This window comes from Arenibacter algicola, from assembly GCF_000733925.1.
GTDB lineage: Bacteria > Bacteroidota > Bacteroidia > Flavobacteriales > Flavobacteriaceae > Arenibacter > Arenibacter algicola.
The window spans coordinates 1,710,717-1,728,073 of the sequence record NZ_JPOO01000003.1 but is presented as its reverse complement, the minus strand read 5'-3'; the positions used below and the strand labels follow the sequence as shown (position 1 = coordinate 1,728,073).

14 protein-coding genes and 1 riboswitch are annotated in these 17,357 nt (G+C 41.1%); all 14 genes read left to right on the top strand.

The features are described 5' to 3' along the window. The first annotated feature begins 73 nt into the window (after positions 1 to 73). The 14 genes from thrA to U735_RS0117940 all read left to right on the top strand — a co-directional run bounded on the left by thrA (position 74) and on the right by U735_RS0117940 (position 17,338). Positions 74 to 3,460, top strand: a complete 3,387-nt coding sequence (gene thrA / locus U735_RS0118005) for a bifunctional aspartate kinase/homoserine dehydrogenase I (protein WP_031445158.1) — start codon at positions 74 to 76, stop codon at positions 3,458 to 3,460. A gap of 369 nt (positions 3,461 to 3,829) precedes the next feature. After that, positions 3,830 to 4,825, top strand: coding sequence for an IS110 family RNA-guided transposase (locus U735_RS0118000; RefSeq protein ID WP_031442240.1), 996 nt, complete (start codon positions 3,830 to 3,832; stop codon positions 4,823 to 4,825). 138 nt (positions 4,826 to 4,963) lie between these two features. Continuing rightward, a complete protein-coding gene (locus U735_RS0117995; protein ID WP_031445157.1) occupies positions 4,964 to 5,287 on the top strand; it encodes a GIY-YIG nuclease family protein in 324 nt (107 codons plus the stop codon). A 238-nt stretch (positions 5,288 to 5,525) separates the two neighbouring features. Next, positions 5,526 to 6,695 carry a trans-sulfuration enzyme family protein gene (locus tag U735_RS0117990; protein WP_031445156.1) on the top strand — a complete coding sequence of 390 codons (1,170 nt, stop codon included), beginning with the start codon at positions 5,526 to 5,528 and terminating at the stop codon, positions 6,693 to 6,695. A gap of 95 nt (positions 6,696 to 6,790) precedes the next feature. Continuing rightward, positions 6,791 to 7,201 carry an RrF2 family transcriptional regulator gene (locus U735_RS0117985; RefSeq protein ID WP_031445155.1) on the top strand — a complete coding sequence of 137 codons (411 nt, stop codon included), beginning with the start codon at positions 6,791 to 6,793 and terminating at the stop codon, positions 7,199 to 7,201. A gap of 218 nt (positions 7,202 to 7,419) precedes the next feature. Continuing rightward, positions 7,420 to 7,689 carry a DUF2061 domain-containing protein gene (locus tag U735_RS0117980; RefSeq protein WP_031445154.1) on the top strand — a complete coding sequence of 90 codons (270 nt, stop codon included), beginning with the start codon at positions 7,420 to 7,422 and terminating at the stop codon, positions 7,687 to 7,689. A gap of 37 nt (positions 7,690 to 7,726) precedes the next feature. Further along, positions 7,727 to 8,350, top strand: coding sequence for a phosphoadenosine phosphosulfate reductase domain-containing protein (locus tag U735_RS0117975; protein WP_031445153.1), 624 nt, complete (start codon positions 7,727 to 7,729; stop codon positions 8,348 to 8,350). A 121-nt stretch (positions 8,351 to 8,471) separates the two neighbouring features. Next, positions 8,472 to 9,371, top strand: a complete 900-nt coding sequence (gene cysD, locus U735_RS0117970) for a sulfate adenylyltransferase subunit CysD (RefSeq protein WP_031445152.1) — start codon at positions 8,472 to 8,474, stop codon at positions 9,369 to 9,371. A 75-nt stretch (positions 9,372 to 9,446) separates the two neighbouring features. After that, entirely contained in the window at positions 9,447 to 10,694 is a 1,248-nt protein-coding gene (locus tag U735_RS0117965) for a sulfate adenylyltransferase subunit 1 (RefSeq protein WP_031445151.1), read from the top strand. A 113-nt stretch (positions 10,695 to 10,807) separates the two neighbouring features. Continuing rightward, positions 10,808 to 12,898, top strand: coding sequence for a HEPN domain-containing protein (locus U735_RS0117960; protein WP_031445150.1), 2,091 nt, complete (start codon positions 10,808 to 10,810; stop codon positions 12,896 to 12,898). 71 nt (positions 12,899 to 12,969) lie between these two features. Then, positions 12,970 to 13,734, top strand: a complete 765-nt coding sequence (gene cobA, locus U735_RS0117955) for a uroporphyrinogen-III C-methyltransferase (protein WP_031445149.1) — start codon at positions 12,970 to 12,972, stop codon at positions 13,732 to 13,734. A gap of 78 nt (positions 13,735 to 13,812) precedes the next feature. Further along, positions 13,813 to 14,877: an NAD(P)/FAD-dependent oxidoreductase gene (locus U735_RS0117950; RefSeq protein ID WP_031445148.1), complete on the top strand. Its 1,065-nt coding sequence runs from the start codon at positions 13,813 to 13,815 to the stop codon at positions 14,875 to 14,877. Between the two features lie 168 nt (positions 14,878 to 15,045). Then, positions 15,046 to 15,199, top strand: a riboswitch (SAM riboswitch). Between the two features lie 187 nt (positions 15,200 to 15,386). Further along, positions 15,387 to 16,400: a homocysteine S-methyltransferase family protein gene (locus tag U735_RS0117945; RefSeq protein WP_031445147.1), complete on the top strand. Its 1,014-nt coding sequence runs from the start codon at positions 15,387 to 15,389 to the stop codon at positions 16,398 to 16,400. Next, a complete protein-coding gene (locus tag U735_RS0117940) occupies positions 16,397 to 17,338 on the top strand; it encodes a pyridoxal-phosphate dependent enzyme (RefSeq protein ID WP_031445146.1) in 942 nt (313 codons plus the stop codon). Before U735_RS0117945 ends, U735_RS0117940 begins: the two co-directional genes overlap by 4 nt. The last annotated feature ends 19 nt before the right edge of the window (positions 17,339 to 17,357 follow it).

Here is a 17,357-nt window from a genome sequence, read left to right as displayed (position 1 = left end):
ATCAATACACTCCCTTGTCTTTTCATAATAAAGGACCATGTTCTTTCAAGAAAATTACTAGTTCAAACAACCTATGTTACATCATCTTTCAATAAATAAATACGTTACCTATAGCGGCAAAACCTTGGATATTAATTTGTCCTACGAGCTCTTTGGCCAACCCTTGCATTCCGCACCAATTATAATGGTGAACCATGCCCTTACAGGTAATTCCAATGTGGCAGGCGAAAATGGCTGGTGGACAACCTTGATAGGAGAGGGCAAATGTATAGATACCAAGAAATACACCATTCTTTGCTTTAATATACCAGGAAATGGGTACGACGGTTTTGTAATAGATAATTATAAGGATTTTGTTGCCAAGGACATAGCCAAGATTTTCCTTCTGGGACTGGAGGCCTTAAAAATAAGTAAGTTATATGCACTTATAGGTGGTTCTTTAGGTGGGGGTATCGCGTGGGAAATGGCGGCTATTGATCCTCACTTAACTGAGCATCTAATTCCGGTAGCATCTGATTGGAAGTCTACGGACTGGCTTATTGCCAATTGCCAGATTCAGGAGCAGTTTTTGGTGAACTCCAAGCAGCCCGTACATGATGCGCGTATGCATGCAATGCTATGTTATAGGACACCGGAATCCTTTAAGGAGCGTTTTAAAAGAAGCACCAACGAGGAACTTAAAGTCTTTAATGTAGAGAGTTGGCTAACGCACCATGGTAAAAAATTACAGGAACGTTTTCAATTGTCGGCCTATAAACTAATGAATCAACTGTTGAAGACTATTGATATCAATAGAAATGGGGAAGAGGCATTCATTAATCTTCAGAATAGTGATACCAATATCCATATCATTGGAGTAGATTCCGACCTTTTTTTTACTGCCCAGGAAAACAAGGATACCTTTAAGAAATTGGCCCAGGCCAACAGCAATGTCACTTATGGGGAAATACATTCCCTGCACGGGCACGATGCCTTCTTGATCGAATTCAATCAAATGGAGGAGTTGCTAAAGGGAGTTTTTGAGCGTAATGGAAGATCTAAAAAAGTCAAGGTCCTTAAATTTGGTGGCAAGTCATTGGCCAATGGAGAGGGCTTGGATACTGTACTTCAGATAATAACCGACAAGGTTACTGATGGTGAGAATATTGCCGTAGTGGTTTCTGCCAGGAACAAGGCTACGGACGAATTGGAAGCGATGCTGGACAAAGCGGCCAAGGGGTTGGATTATGTAAAGGATTTTGAAGAATTTGAAAAATATCAACAACACGCTTACGGTAATGTAAATCTCTCAGAGGAATTTAAGGGATTGGTAAAGTTATTTGAAGGTGTGGCATTGTTGGGAGATTATAGCCCTAAAATAAAAGATCAGGTTTTAGCTTTTGGAGAGTTGCTTTCGGCAAAATTGGTGACCAAATTACTAATTGGTAGAGGTGTCAATGCCAAGTTTATTGATTCCAGACAGCTCATTAAAACAGATTCCAACTTTGGGGACGCCAAAGTCTTGGAGACCCTGTCCAAGGAAAATGTAAAAAGTGAGTTTGGGAAATTGGATCTGGATGCCGTAGTTGTCACTACTGGTTTTATTGCATCCAATGAACTTAACGAAACAACCACCTTGGGTAGAAACGGAAGTAATTATTCCGCCGCCTTATTGGCCAATTACCTCAATGCCGAAGAGTTGCAGAACTATACCCATGTAGATGGTATATTTACGGCCAACCCTGATTTGGTTACAGAGGCCAAAAGAATTTCTGAACTTTCCTATAGTGAGGCCAATGAGTTGGCAAATTTTGGAACCAACATTCTGCATGCGAAGACTATTATTCCATTAATAGAAAAGAATATTCCACTGCGGATCCTAAATACCTTCAATAACGATAACGAGGGCACCTTGATCAGTGCCAAGACCAGTAAGGAAGGTATAAAATCCTTGTCCGTTATTGAAAATATGGCCTTGATCAATTTGGAAGGGCGCGGTTTATTGGGCAAGGTAGGGGTAGATGCCCGTATCTTTAGGACAATGGGCAATAATAACATAAGTGTTAGTATTATTTCCCAGGGGTCATCGGAAAGAGGTATTGGTTTGGTGGTCGACGCTAAAAATGCCGCTTTGGCCAAATCTTCTTTGGAAGAGGAATTTCAGACCGATTTCAAGCTACAGGATATAAACAATATTACCGTTATAGATCAAGTATCCGTTATTTCTATCGTAGGACAGGACTTGAGTACTTTTCACAAGCCTTTCAATGCGCTTATTAAAAACCAAGTGGTTCCCTTGTTGTTCAACAATACCGTTTCGGGAAAAAATGTGAGTCTGGTGGTAAAGAAATCAGATTTGCACAAGGCACTAAATGTAGTACACGGGCAGATATTTGGTATAAGCAAAAAAGTAAATTTGGCCATTTTTGGTCATGGAAATGTGGGGGGGACCCTCATTGATCAAATTCTTAAATCGAACAAAACCATCGAAAAAAGAAAGGGCATCCATATCAATGTTTTTGCAGTGGCCAATTCTAAAAAGGTGCTTTTGAATAAAAACGGCATTTCCAAAAATTGGAAAAGCTCCATGGAAAAAAAGGCAGTACCTTACGAGTTAGACGATATATTTAAATATGCCAAGGACAATCATTTGGAGAACCTTATTGCGGTAGACAATACTGCCAATGAAGAATTTGTGGCCTCTTATTTTGATTTTGTGGACAATGGTTTCGACTTGGTGTCGTCCAATAAGATTGCCAATACCTTGCGCTTTGATTATTATCAGCTGCTGAGGGAGGAACTGGCCAAGCATCAAAAGCAATATTTATATGAAACTAATGTAGGTGCGGGATTGCCGTTGATAGACACTATTAAATTGTTACATCTTTCAGGAGAGAATATTACAAGGATAAAAGGGGTGTTCTCTGGATCCTTAAGCTATATCTTCAACACTTTTTCGGAAAAGGATGCCTTGTTCTCGGAAATTTTGAAAGAAGCCATGGATTTGGGGTATACAGAACCGGATCCACGCGAAGACCTTTCCGGCAATGATGTGGGCAGGAAATTATTGATTTTGGCCAGGGAGCTGGATCTTAGCAATGAGTTTTCGGACATTCTCATTGAAAATTTAATCCCGGAATCTTTGCAGGATGGTGATGTAAAGGGCTTTTTGGAGCGATTGGATATCTTGGATGAAAAGTTTAGCAAGATAAAGAATTCACAAAAACCAGATCATGTTCTGCGTTATGTAGGGGATCTATCCGGTGACCTACAGAAGGAAAAAGGGAAATTGGAGGTAAAGTTGATTTCGGTTCCCAAAGAAAGCGCGCTCGGACAGATAAAGGGGTCCGATTCCATCATTGAAATATATACGGAGTCTTATGGGCAGCATCCATTGGTTATACAAGGCGCAGGTGCTGGAGCTGCGGTAACTGCCAGAGGTGTTTTTGGGGATATATTGCGTATTGCGGAAAAAGGATAAGTTTTGTGGCTCAGCCACCAAGGAATGCTGTGGATTGAGCGTAGTCGAAATCGGTTAGAGTTGAAAGGGAAAGAATTTGAATGTGGCTTCGGCTCCGCCTGTCTGCCGACCTTTAGATTTGTATTATAAATATAATCTATAATAATGTTGAAAAGAGGGGGTCCGGGGGAGACTCATAACTTTTAAAATGTTCATAAATTTAATGTAAAACAAAAAAGAACGGGGTGAACTTTCCTGCCGCAAAGGTTTGTGACCTATTGCCTGTATCAGTCCCCGTTCTTCTAACCGGTTGCCAAGAACCATATAGGATTTCAGCCAGATCTTTTAAAGGTCTTAGTTTAGGCAACCATATTAAAACATTATAAAATTATGAAAATAAAAGATGTAATCGGTATCGATGCCAGTAAATTGACACTGGATTGTTGCCTTCACAAAAGTGGGGCCCAAGAGGTTTTTGAAAATACTCCCGAAGCTATCGTGTTTTTGGTGGATTGGTCTATAAAAATTAGTGGCCTGGCCAAAAATGAGCTTTTGTTCGTTTTTGAGCACACGGGCCTTTACACCCATCAACTTGTCCGTTATCTGAGCGAACAGGGCTATTACTTTCTCTTGGTCCCTGGGCTGGAGATCAAACGGTCCCTGGGCATTGCCAGGGGGAAGGATGATAGAGCGGATGCAAAACGTATCGCCCTTTACGGATATCGCATCCGGGAAGAGGCAAGGCCCTATCAAATGCCAAAGGAATCTTTGATAAGCCTGAAACGGTTGATGTCCATGCGCAGAAAACTGGTTTCACAGCGCGCAGGGCATATTGCCACTCTAGGGGAACAAATAAGAGTGCTGAACAATGATCTGGGGCCCATATTGCTACAGGTACAGCGCGATATTATCGGGGTACTGGATGTGCAGATAACCAAAATAGAAAAAGAACTCGATAGGCTTATCGAGCAGGATCCAGAACTGCAGATTATATATCGGTTATTGGTCAGCATCAAGGGCATCGGAGCGGTAACGGCCCGGTTCATGATCGTTCATACCGTTGGCTTCACAGCTTTTAAATCGTGGAGGAAATTCGCCTCCTATTGTGGCATTGCCCCTTTTCCCAACAGATCGGGGACCAGTATAAGGGGAAGGACCAAGGTAAGCCAACTGGCCAATAAGGAAGGCAAGACATTGCTGAATCTTTGCGCCGGTTCCGCCATTCAATGTAATCCAGAGATGAAGGCCTATTATACCCGAAGAATAGATGCGGGAAAAAATAAAATGAGTACCCTGAATATAATAAGAAACAAATTATTGGCCAGGGCATTTGCAGTAGTGGTAAGAGGGACACCGTATGTCAACACCATGGGGTATATATCCTGAACTATAGAAAAAATTTATGAGAAAAAATTTGTTTTAACCATAGGATACAGGCAGGCTCAGCCACCGGGGAAATGTCCTAGATTGAGAGGTAGAGATTATGCGTTTTGGAGATAAAACAGTTTTAATTATATATAAAGTGTGAGAGGTTTCCTCTACATATTGGAATGCTCAGATGGGAGTTATTATTGTGGTAGTACGGTAGATTTGGACAAAAGGTTGAAGGAACACAATACAGGGAAAGGTGCTAACCATACTAAGAAGAGACTTCCTGTTAGGTTGGTTTACGTAGAGGAATATGATAGGATTGATAAAGCATTTTATCGTGAAAAGCAAATCCAAGGTTGGAGTCGTGACAAAAAAGAGGTGTTGATAAGCGGGGATTTGGCTAAATTAAATGGCCTTGCCGAATGTAAAAATGAAACCCACTTTAAGTATTATATTGAAGAGAAGAACAAGTCGTAAGTGAATTGTGGCTTCGGCTCCGCTCAGCCACCAAGGAATGCTGGAGATTGAGCGTAGTCGAAATCGGTGAGAGTTGAAAGGGAAAGAATTTGAACGTGGCTTCGGCTCCGCCTGTCTGCCGACAGCCAGGCTCAGCCAACTTTGTGGTTCGGAGATAAAGTTGAGCGATAAGAAGTGTGCCGAGGCCAATTGCTATGATTGACAACGGCAGATAAAAGAATTAGATAGATCAGAAATAATGAAGAAGAATTTTAAATTTGAAACGGAAGCTATACGCACCCAAACAGAGCGCACCCAATTTTTGGAGCATTCCACACCTATGTATTTAACCTCTAGTTTTATCTTCGAGGATGCGGAAGATATGAGGGCTTCCTTCGCGGAGGAAAAGGAACGCAATATTTATTCAAGATATAGCAATCCCAATTCTTCCGAGTTTATAGAAAAGGTTTGCAAGATGGAAGGGGCCGAGGATGGTTTTGCCTTTGCATCGGGTATGGCGGCGGTGTTTTCCACTTTTGCTGCTCTGTTGGACAGTGGGGACCATATCATTTCTTCTAGAAGTATATTTGGGTCTACCCATAGTCTGTTTACTCAATTTTTTCCAAAATGGAATGTTTCAACCAGCTACTTCAAGATAGATGAGTTGGATAAATTGGAGGAATTGGTCACTCCTAAAACTAAAATTATCTATGCGGAAACTCCAACCAATCCTGGAGTGGATGTTTTGGACCTGGAGGAATTGGGCAAGTTTGCCAAAAAACACAATTTGATCTATATAATAGATAATTGTTTTGCTTCGCCCTATTTACAGCAACCTATTAAGTATGGGGCCGATTTAGTCATCCATTCTGGAACAAAATTAATGGATGGTCAAGGAAGGGTTTTGGCCGGTATTACAGTTGGTAACAAAGCTTTAATAGATAAAGTGTATCGTTTTTCCAGGATCACAGGTCCTTCTTTATCTCCGTTTAATGCCTGGGTGCTATCCAAAAGTTTGGAGACTTTGGCATTGCGCGTAGATAAACATTGTGACAATGCACTGAGGCTGGCCGAATTCCTGGAAGGTAACCCCAAGGTTAATTGGGTGAAATATCCCTTTTTAAAATCACATCCCAAATACGAAGTGGCCAAGAAACAGATGAAGGCAGGGGGCTGTGTTGTAGCTTTTGAAGTAAAGGGAGGGGTTGAAGCCGGACAAAAATTCTTCAATGCTATAAAAATGTTGTCATTGTCCGCTAATTTAGGGGACTCAAGAAGTATAGTCACACACCCTGCGTCTACAACGCATAGTAAATTGTCCGTGGAGGAAAGAATGGCATCCGGAATAACGGATGGTATGGTACGGGTTTCGGTAGGCTTGGAGCATATAGATGATATCATTGCGGATATTGAACAAGCACTGGGATAGGCTATTTTTTAGTGAGCTTGAAGTGGTGCCCAAGCTGTTTTTGTAAAAATGAGGCATGTCTTATTGCGAATGTTAATTTTCCTTATCTTCGCTTCATGCTTTCCAAAAAGACAAAATACGGATTAAAGGCGCTGACCTTCTTGGCGGCACAAAAAGGACGTTCCCCTGTTCAGATTTCTGAAATAGCCAAACATGAGAACATTTCCCAAAAGTTTCTGGAGAGTATTCTTCTCACTTTGAGAAAAACAGGACTTCTCGGTTCCAAAAAAGGAAAAGGTGGAGGCTATTACCTTATTAAGGAACCCAAGGATATTCCAATTACTACGGTCATGAGGGTGCTGGAAGGTCCTATCGCTATGGTTCCCTGTGTAAGTTTAAACTTCTACGAGAAATGTGAGGACTGTCCCGATGAGGCCAGCTGTTCCGTACATAAATTGATGCTACAGGTCAGGGACAGTACCCTTGAGGTCTTTAAGAACAATACGCTTGCCGATCTGGTACCCTAGGGGATAAGCAATAATTTTTAGGTTGGTGTTTTGGTTTATGCTTCAATTTGGTTAGAAGCATTAATAATCTTCAAAATTCAAGCGAAATTTTATTAATCTACTAAATTTATAGGGTAAGTTGAATTTTAACATTATTTTTTTATGGTGGTTTGCAAAATATTTCTATTTTTGCTTACTCTATTAAATCGATAGGGTAATAAATTTAAGTTTTTTGTCATATGATTGCTGAACAATTAATTGCAAATAATAACTCAAGTACTGTCACTAAAAGCTATAAGGCGGATAAGACTTCCGAAAATCCTAAAAGGAGTATTGCCAAATCTATTAGTTGGAGAATTATTGGAACCTTGGATACCATTCTTATTTCTTGGATCGTTACCGGGACATTGTCAGTTGCATTTTCAATAGGTGTTGTAGAGTTGTTTACCAAGATGTTGTTGTATTTCTTTCATGAAAGAATCTGGAACAAGATTAATTGGGGAAAATAAAAAGGCAAAATTCAAAGTAATTAAAGATTTGAGGACAATGGCATATACAGAGGAGCAAATACACAAATTAAATCAACAATTTAAAGGTATACCACCAGAAGAAATAATTTCCTGGGCAATACAGTCTGCCAAGAATCCATTGGTAACCACAAATTTCCGTCCATATGAAGTGGCTATTTTGCATGCGGTGACGGATGTATCCCCTCATATCCCTGTTGTTTGGTGCGATACTGGTTATAATACGCCCAATACCTACAAGCATGCCGAAGAGCTGATTGCAAGATTACATTTGAATGTAAAATTATATGTACCCAAACAAACTTCCTCTCATAGGGATGCCATAATGGGAATTCCTGGGATTGATGATCCAAGGCATCAGCTTTTTACGGAGCAGGTGAAATTGGAGCCGTTTAGAAGGGCTATGGAGGAGCATAAGCCAGATGTTTGGTTTACGAACCTAAGACAAGGTCAAACAGCTTTGAGGGATTCTTTGGATATTCTAAGTTTAAGTAGGGACGGGGTTTTGAAGGTGAGTCCTTTTTACCATTATAGCGATAGTCAGTTGGATGCCTACCTCAAGGATAGGAATTTGCCCAATGAACATAAATATTTTGACCCCACCAAGGTTTTGGAAAACCGGGAATGTGGATTACATACCTAAGAAAATAATATTAACAATTGGTGAACTATTCCTTTAGGGGAAGCCAATTAAATACAGAATTATTGTGAGCATTGTAGAATCAGAATTGGAAACATTAGTAGGCGTGAACGAATCGACTGAATTGGAAGTATTGAACAATAATGCTTTGGAGAACGAAGCTATTTATATTTTAAGGGAAGTTGCGGCCCAGTTTGAAAAGCCTGTGTTGCTGTTTTCGGGGGGTAAGGATTCCATTACTTTGGTGAGATTGGCCCAGAAGGCCTTTTATCCGGCTAAGATACCTTTCCCTTTAATGCATATAGATACCGGACATAATTTTCCTGAGACCATTGCCTTTAGGGATAAATTGGTCAAGGAATTGGGAGTGGAGTTAATTGTACGTAATGTTCAAGATTCCATAGATCAAGGAAAAGTGGTCGAGGAAACGGGTAAATACTCCAGTAGGAATATGTTGCAGACCACCACTTTGTTGGATGCCATTGAGGAATTTAAATTTGATGCCTGTATTGGTGGAGCAAGAAGGGATGAGGAAAAGGCACGTGCCAAAGAACGTATCTTCTCCGTTCGTGACGATTTTGGTCAGTGGGATGAGAAAAATCAGCGTCCAGAATTGTTCGACATGTTGAACGGTCAGATTGAGTTGGGACAGAACGTAAGGGTTTTTCCAATTAGTAACTGGACGGAATTGGATGTTTGGAGCTATATCCAAAAAGAGGAAATAGAAATACCTTCCATCTATTTTGCCCATAAGAGAAAGATATTCCTAAGGGACGGATTTATATGGTCGGCAGAAGATGATGTGGTTTTCCGTGCTGAAGATGAAAAAGTGGAGGAACGTATGGTTCGTTTTAGAACTGTAGGGGATATGAGTTGTACTTCCGCGGTGCTTTCCCATGCAGATACCATTGAAAAGGTAGTAGGGGAAATTAGGGAATCCAAGATATCCGAAAGGGGAGCAAGGATAGACGACAAGCGTTCCGAAGCCGCAATGGAGAAAAGAAAACAACAAGGATACTTTTAAAGTCGGCATTTGAAGCAGATTGACAATTAAAATAATGTCAACAAAATCTAACGCCAAATACAAAACACAAAAGAAATGGAAGTACTAAAAATAGCAACAGCAGGAAGTGTAGATGACGGTAAAAGTACCTTGATCGGAAGATTGCTTTACGATACCAAATCGCTTACCGATGATAAGTTGGAAGCCATTGAAAAAACATCTAAGCAGAAAGGATATGACTATCTGGATTTCTCGTTGGCCACAGATGGCTTGGTAGCGGAAAGGGAACAGGGAATAACTATAGATGTGGCGCATATCTATTTCTCCACGCCTAACAAGAGTTATATTATAGCGGACACTCCTGGTCACGTGGAGTATACCCGTAACATGGTTACCGGTGCCTCTACCTCCCAAGCGGCCATTATATTGATCGATGCCAGAAAAGGAGTTATTGAGCAGACCAACAGACACTTTTTTATCAATAATTTATTAAGGATAAAAGATGTTATTGTAGCCATAAATAAAATGGACTTGGTTGATTTTTCGGAAGAAAGATATAATGAGATCAAGGCCGATTTTGAGCAATTGATGAGCAAGCGCGATTACCAGGATCAGAAAATTACCTTTATCCCGGTTAGTGCGCTTAAAGGGGACAATGTGGTAAACAGATCAGAAAAAATGGCTTGGTACAAAGGTCAGACCCTATTGGAGCATTTTGAGGAATTGGATAGAAAGGATATCTACAACGTTGGTACCCCTAGATTCCCGGTTCAGTATGTGATACGTCCCAAAACCGATGAATTCCACGATTTTAGAGGATTTGCTGGAAAAGTGTATGGCGGTGAACTAAGTGTTGGGGACGAAGTAGTGGTATTGCCATCTATGACCAGATCCAAGATCAAGGATATTTATTTTTACGATAAGAAGTATAAAACGGCAACCAGACGTTCTTCGGTAACCATTACCTTAGAGGATGAGATCAATGTGAGTAGGGGAGATATGTTGGTGAAGGCAGGTGACTTGCCTACTATCGACAAGCAATTTACCGCTACTGTTTCATGGATGGATTCCCAAAAATTGACCGTGGGAGGTAAATATGTAGTGCAACATGGTGTAAATAAGGTTTTGGCCAAGGTCGAGAACATTCACCATAAGATTCATCCGGATTACTCTGGCATAGATACATCAATCACTGCTTTGGGAATGAACGATATTGCACAGGTTACTTTTAGATTGAACAAGCCTATTTTTTATGATTCCTTCAAGAATCACAGAACCAATGGCTCTTTTATCCTAATAGATAATCAAACCAATACAACGGCCGGGGTTGGGTTTATAAATTAATCCTCCTTCCAGCCTCAAGGGGATGGAGTTGTTGTCAATTTAACCTATTAATCCTATGGGATAAAGGTTTTAAAAGAATTTAATAATCATTTTGAATAAAAAATATAAGTAGCATGCGGACTTTCAGAACAGAAGTGGAAAACCCGGTTGTAGAACAGGACATCATAGCATTGGAAGCTAAGATCCGTGAATTTCAAGGCGGTAATTTGGACGAGGAGAAATTCCGTAGCCTTAGGTTGGCCAGGGGAATTTACGGGCAAAGACAACCTGGGGTCCAAATGATTCGTATAAAGCTGCCCTATGGGAAGGTTAGCTCCCAACAGCTTAGGAGGATTTGTGATGTTTCGGAGGAATATTCTACCGGTCGACTTCATATTACCACCCGTCAGGATATTCAGATCCATTACGTGGATATCAACCGTACACCGGAATTATGGGCACAGTTGGAACAGGATGATATTACGATAAGGGAGGCCTGTGGAAATACGGTTCGTAACGTAACGGCCAGTGAAACTGCCGGTATAGATGTAAAGGAACCTTTTGATGTTTCCCCATATGCACATGCACTTTTTCAATACTTTTTAAGAAACCCTATAAGTCAGGAGATGGGAAGGAAGTTTAAGGTTTCCTTTTCTGCCTCCGATGAGGATACCGGTCTTTCCTACATGCACGACCTTGGCTTTATTGCCAAGATTGAAAATGGAGTAAGAGGCTTTAAGGTGCTTTTGGGTGGTGGATTGGGATCGCAGCCCCGCCATGCTGATGTAATCTACTCTTTTCTTCCTACAGACCAGATTATTCCTTTGATGGAAGGTGTGGTACGTGTTTTTGACCGTTTTGGAGAAAGAAAGAGTAGGGCAAAGGCAAGAATGAAATTCTTAATTAAGGATATTGGCCTGGACGGATTTAAGCAATTGTTGGAAGAGGAGAAATTGGCAATCCCTGTCCAAACATATGCAATAGATGCAGATGCCTATCCAGAAGTAAATATTGCGGAGAATGATGCTCCTGAAGTAACTATTAAGGATCAAAAGGCATTTGAAAAATGGAAGGCCACAAACTTGGTTCCCCAAAAACAACAGGGATATGTTGCTATTGGAATAAAAGTACTATTGGGGGATTTTTATATTGAAAAGGCCAGACAATTGGCTGATTTGGTGGAAAAATATGCTGCAAGTGAAATTAGGTTGAGCCTGCGCCAAAATATATTGATTCCTTACGTTAAGGAATCCTTGGTATCCTTCTTTTACCAAGAACTGGAAAAATTAGGATTTGCCGAAATTGGTTATAACACGGCATTGGACATTACCGCCTGTCCAGGAACGGATACCTGTAATTTGGGTATTGCCAGTAGTACAGGGATTGCTGATGAATTGGAAAGGGTAATTAAAGCAGAATACCCACACTATATAGATAGCCCGGATGTGGTTATTAAAATAAGTGGATGTATGAATGCCTGTGGCCAGCACAATATGGCCAATATTGGTTTTCAGGGAATGTCCGTGAGAACAAAGGATAAGTTGGTGGCCCCTGCACTTCAAGTACTTTTGGGAGGTGGTAATTTAGGAGATGGAAATGGTCGCTTTGCGGATAAGGTTATTAAGATACCTAGTAAGAGGGGACCTGAATCTTTGAGACTTATTTTAAATGATTACGATGCAAACGGGAATGGAAAGCCTTTTGTAGAATATTACGAGGAAAAGGGTCAAATGTATTTCTATGATTTTCTAAAGCCCTTGTCAGATGTTGACAACCTAACGGCATCCGATTTTATTGATTGGGGAACCTCGGAAAAATATGAACAAGCCATTGGTATTGGGGAATGTGCCGGGGTAGTAATAGATTTAATAGCCACTTTGTTGTTTGACAGTGAGGAAAAGATTGAAACAGCAAAACTGAATTTGGAAGAGGAGAAATGGGCAGCCAGTATCTATCATTCCTATTCATCAATGGTAAATACGGCCAAGGCTTTATTGACTGCCGAAAATACCAAGGTAAATACGCACATCAGTATTATAAAGGATTTTGATGAGTTGTTTGTGGCGTCCGGTAAATTTAAATTGGATCAAAGCTTTGAAAAAATGGTACTTCAATTAAATCAGAATGCGCCTACCGAAGCCTTTGCAAAAGCTTATTTAAAGGATGCCGAAGAGTTTTTGGCCAATGTAGAGGCTTATAGAAAATTAGAATTGACAAACGTATAACAATGATTAATAAGGTAAATGATATTCACGTTGATGCCACAGTGGTAATTCCTGATTCCAATCAGGAATCCATGAGCCATGGACAGTTAACCGTAGTAGGTGCTGGACCAGGCGATGTGGAGCTGATAACGCTAAAGGCCATAAAGGCCTTGCAGGCGGCAGACGTGGTACTGTACGACGCCCTTGTGGACGTAGCCTTATTGGAGTATGCGCCTAATGCCGAACATATTTTTGTTGGGAAGAGGAAAGGATGCTACGCTTATCAGCAGGAGCAGATAAACGATCTTATTGTTAGCAGGGCCAAAACCCATGGGCATGTAGTCCGATTAAAAGGCGGGGATCCCTTTGTTTTTGGTAGAGGAGCAGAAGAAATGGAATATGCGGCCAGTAAGGGTGTGAAAGTGGCCATGGTGCCCGGAATTTCTTCTTCGGTTGCCGTACCGGCATCCCAAAACATTCCCGTTACCAAAAGAGGTGCAGCGGAAAGTTTTTGGGTAATTACCGGTACGACCAAAGAGCATAAGTTGTCCACAGATGTTGCCTTGGCAGCTAAATCCAATGCCACAATAGTCATTTTGATGGGGATGGGAAAACTAGCGGAGATCGTAGAGCTTTTTAAATTGGAGGGTAAGGCAGATATGCCAATTGCAATAATTCAAAACGGTACTCGTGAGGATGAAAAGTTGGGTATTGGCACCATAGATACCATTGAACAAATCGTGGTCGAGCGCCAATTGAGCAACCCGGCGATTATAGTGGTGGGAGAAGTTGTAAAACACAGATCGGCGGTATTGAATTATGCCCAAACATTAGAAGTACACCCACAGGTGTTATAAATAATAAAGAAAAGTACCTATCTAAAATAGTTTAGGATTTAAGGGTACAATTATAAATTAGGAATTAATCAAAGTAGTATGATAAAGACAGATATACTTATTATTGGAGCGGGTCCAACAGGGTTGTTCACGGTTTTTGAAGCGGGATTGTTGAAATTGAAGACGCATCTTATAGATGCCTTGCCCCAACCTGGGGGCCAATGTTCGGAAATTTATCCTAAGAAGCCTATTTATGATATTCCAGCATTCCCTGAAATTCTTGCCGGAGATTTGGTTAAGAATCTAATGCAACAGATTCAACCTTTCGAACCTGGGTTTACTTTGGGCGAGAGAGCCGAAACTTTGGATAAATTGGATGATGGATCCTTTGTGGTAACTACTAATAAAGGAACAAAACATCATGCTCCCGTAGTAGTAATTGCTGGGGGATTGGGTTCTTTTGAGCCTAGAAAACCTTTAATTCCGAATTTGGTAGATTTTGAGGATAAGGGTGTAGCATATATTATTAAGGATCCTGAAGTGTACAGGGATAAGAAAGTGGTTATTTCCGGAGGTGGTGATTCTGCCTTGGATTGGGCTATATTCCTGTCCGATGTGGCTGCTGAAGTATCTTTGGTGCACAGAAGAAATGAGTTCAGGGGAGCCTTGGATTCCGTGGAAAAGGCTGCCGATTTGGCCAAGCTGGGTAAAATTAAACTATTTACGGAAGCAGAAGTGGTTAAATTGTACGGAGACGATAATTTGGAAGCCGTTGTAGTAAAGCACAATGATGAGGCCAAAGGCGAAACCTATGTGGAAGCGGATAATTTTATTCCTTTGTTCGGACTTTCCCCAAAATTGGGTCCAATAGGCGACTGGGGGCTTGAAATAGAGAAAAATGCTATTAAAGTTAACAACGCCTACGATTATCAGACCAATATTCCTGGGGTTTATGCTATTGGGGATGTAAACACCTATCCTGGCAAGCTTAAATTAATTTTGTCCGGGTTCCATGAAGCTGCTGTGATGTGTCAGAGTGCATACCAGTTGATTAATCCTGGAAAGCGTTATGTAATGAAATATACCACTGTTGGAGGGGTAGAAGGATTTGACGGTAGCAAGAAGGAAGCTAAAAAAGAAGTAGTTCAAAGTATTTTGGCTTAATAACCATTTTACCAATATTTTAACCTGCCAGGTCTTAAAATCTGGCAGGTTTCATTTTTACACTATTCCCGTGAATTTATATTTTAGAAGTATTAAAATAAAGTAGTGTTTCCTTGCTTTTAAGGGCACTGATGCGTTACTTTGCACTTAGTTCATTATCAATTTGAAACGTTATCAAGAAAGGCGGAGGGACTAGACCCGGTGAAGCCTTAGCAACCCTTTTTCGTAGTCGGTATCTATCGCGAAGAATAAAGAAGGTGCTACGTTCTAATCCTATGTTTTATTCTATTTGTCTGGAATTTAATTTAGGAATAGATAACATAAAGAAAGACGCAGGTCCAAAACTTTTCCTTACTTGATTTTATTAATTTATTTGATACCTATAACAGGGTTGTTATACTTTGTTTTTCGGGTGTCAATTTTCTAATTTTGTGGTCCCAAAAAGTTTGGGCCATATGTGATGGTATCTTTGTTTGTTCTAAAGCGGGCAAACATTTTTGAAAACTAATATGAAGAATATTCAGGACGTACTCAAGGAAAGGATTTTGGTGTTGGATGGTGCCATGGGGACCATGCTTCAACGGCATAAGTTTACGGAGGAAGATTTTAGGGGAGAACGATTTAAGGATTGGGAACATCCCTTACAGGGAAATAATGACCTATTGTCCCTTACCCAGCCGGAAGCTATCGCTGAGGTACACCGTCTGTATTTTGCAGCTGGGGCCGACATAGTTGAAACCAATACTTTTTCCGGCACTACCATTGCTATGGCAGACTATCATATGGAAGATCTGGTCTACGAATTAAATTATGAGTCGGCTAGAATAGCAAAGGCTGTCGCTGATGAATTTACGGCCAAAGAACCTAATAAACCGCGTTTTGTAGCGGGGAGTATTGGGCCTACCAATAAAACGGCCAGTATGTCTCCGGATGTAAATGATCCCGGTTTCAGAGGAGTTTCTTTTGATGAATTAAGGGTGGCTTATAAACAGCAGGTGGAGGCCCTCTTGGACGGAGGTGTGGATATTTTATTGGTAGAGACTATTTTTGATACCTTAAATGCCAAGGCTGCTTTATTTGCCATTGAAGAGGTAAAGGAAGAAAGAAATATAGATGTCCCCATAATGGTGAGCGGTACTATAACCGATGCTTCCGGTAGAACCTTATCCGGCCAAACCGCTGAAGCCTTTTTGATATCCATAAGCCATATACCCATTTTGTCCGTAGGATTCAACTGTGCCTTGGGGGCTAGTCAGTTAGTGCCCCATTTAGAGGTGCTCTCCAGTAAAACGGAGCATGCCGTTTCTGCACATCCCAATGCGGGATTGCCAAATGCTTTTGGGGAATATGATGAAACACCGGAGGAAATGGCGGCACAGATAAAGGAATATGCCGAAAAAGGCTTGGTAAATATAGTTGGCGGATGTTGTGGCACCACTCCCGAACATATAAAGGCAATGGCCGATGTGGTTAAGGATTATTCCCCTAGAATTCTAAATACCTTAGAAGCGCATAACCAATGATACCTAGCAAGCAGATTGTTATAGAAGCTGGGAATAGGGTTGCACCCTTTGTTCATAGAACACCGGTGCTCACTTCCCGCTTACTCAATGAAATGGCAGGGTCGGAAGTTTTCTTTAAATGCGAGAACCTTCAAAAAATGGGTGCTTTTAAAATGCGGGGCGCTATCAATGCCATTCAACAATTAAGTGAGGCCCAAAAAAAGGCAGGTGTGGTAACCCATTCATCCGGAAATTTTGGTCAGGCCTTGGCTTTGGCGGCCAAGAATTTAGGGGTGAATGCCTATATAGTAATGCCATCCAGTGCCCCGGCCGTAAAAATTGAGGCAGTGAAATCTTATGGAGGGTTGGTTACCATTACGGAGCCTACCTTGGAGGCCAGGGAAAAATCGGCAGCAAACATAGTTGCGGAAAAGGGAGCTGTATTTTTACATCCATCCAATGACATGAATGTAATTGTGGGGCAAGGTACAGCGGCATTGGAACTATTGCAGGATCAACCAGGTTTGGAGTATATTATGAGCCCGGTAGGTGGCGGTGGGCTTATTGCCGGTACGGCATTGGCAGCCCATTATTTAGGGAGCAATTGCAGGGTTATAGGTGGTGAGCCAATGGAAGTGGATGACGCTTATAGAGCTTTTAAGAGTGGGAAAATAGAGTACAATACATCAACAGACACCATTGCGGACGGACTTAAAACTAACTTAGGGGATATAAATTTTCCCATTATCATGGAATTGGTCTCTGATATAATTAGAGTGGAGGAGGGTGAAATTGTCAATGCCATGAAGTTGATTTGGGAGCGGATGAAGTTGGTAATAGAACCGTCAAGTGCGGTGCCTTTTGCTGCCTTGTTAAAGGAAAGGGAAAAGTTTAAAAATAAAAAGGTGGGGATCATACTCTCAGGAGGCAATGTAGAACTATCAAATTTGCCATTTTAAAGACATAGTTTGGTGTTTT

Coding starts and splice junctions, on each gene's coding strand:
- U735_RS0118000 (WP_031442240.1), top strand. CDS start 3,830: ATGAAAATAAAAGATGTAATCGGTATCGATGCCAGTAAATTGACACTG.
- U735_RS0117990 (WP_031445156.1), top strand. CDS start 5,526: ATGAAGAAGAATTTTAAATTTGAAACGGAAGCTATACGCACCCAAACA.
- U735_RS0117945 (WP_031445147.1), top strand. CDS start 15,387: ATGAAGAATATTCAGGACGTACTCAAGGAAAGGATTTTGGTGTTGGAT.
- U735_RS0117980 (WP_031445154.1), top strand. CDS start 7,420: ATGATTGCTGAACAATTAATTGCAAATAATAACTCAAGTACTGTCACT.
- U735_RS0117950 (WP_031445148.1), top strand. CDS start 13,813: ATGATAAAGACAGATATACTTATTATTGGAGCGGGTCCAACAGGGTTG.
- U735_RS0117940 (WP_031445146.1), top strand. CDS start 16,397: ATGATACCTAGCAAGCAGATTGTTATAGAAGCTGGGAATAGGGTTGCA.
- cobA (WP_031445149.1), top strand. CDS start 12,970: ATGAGCCATGGACAGTTAACCGTAGTAGGTGCTGGACCAGGCGATGTG.
- U735_RS0117965 (WP_031445151.1), top strand. CDS start 9,447: ATGGAAGTACTAAAAATAGCAACAGCAGGAAGTGTAGATGACGGTAAA.
- thrA (WP_031445158.1), top strand. CDS start 74: ATGTTACATCATCTTTCAATAAATAAATACGTTACCTATAGCGGCAAA.
- U735_RS0117975 (WP_031445153.1), top strand. CDS start 7,727: ATGGCATATACAGAGGAGCAAATACACAAATTAAATCAACAATTTAAA.
- U735_RS0117985 (WP_031445155.1), top strand. CDS start 6,791: ATGCTTTCCAAAAAGACAAAATACGGATTAAAGGCGCTGACCTTCTTG.
- U735_RS0117960 (WP_031445150.1), top strand. CDS start 10,808: ATGCGGACTTTCAGAACAGAAGTGGAAAACCCGGTTGTAGAACAGGAC.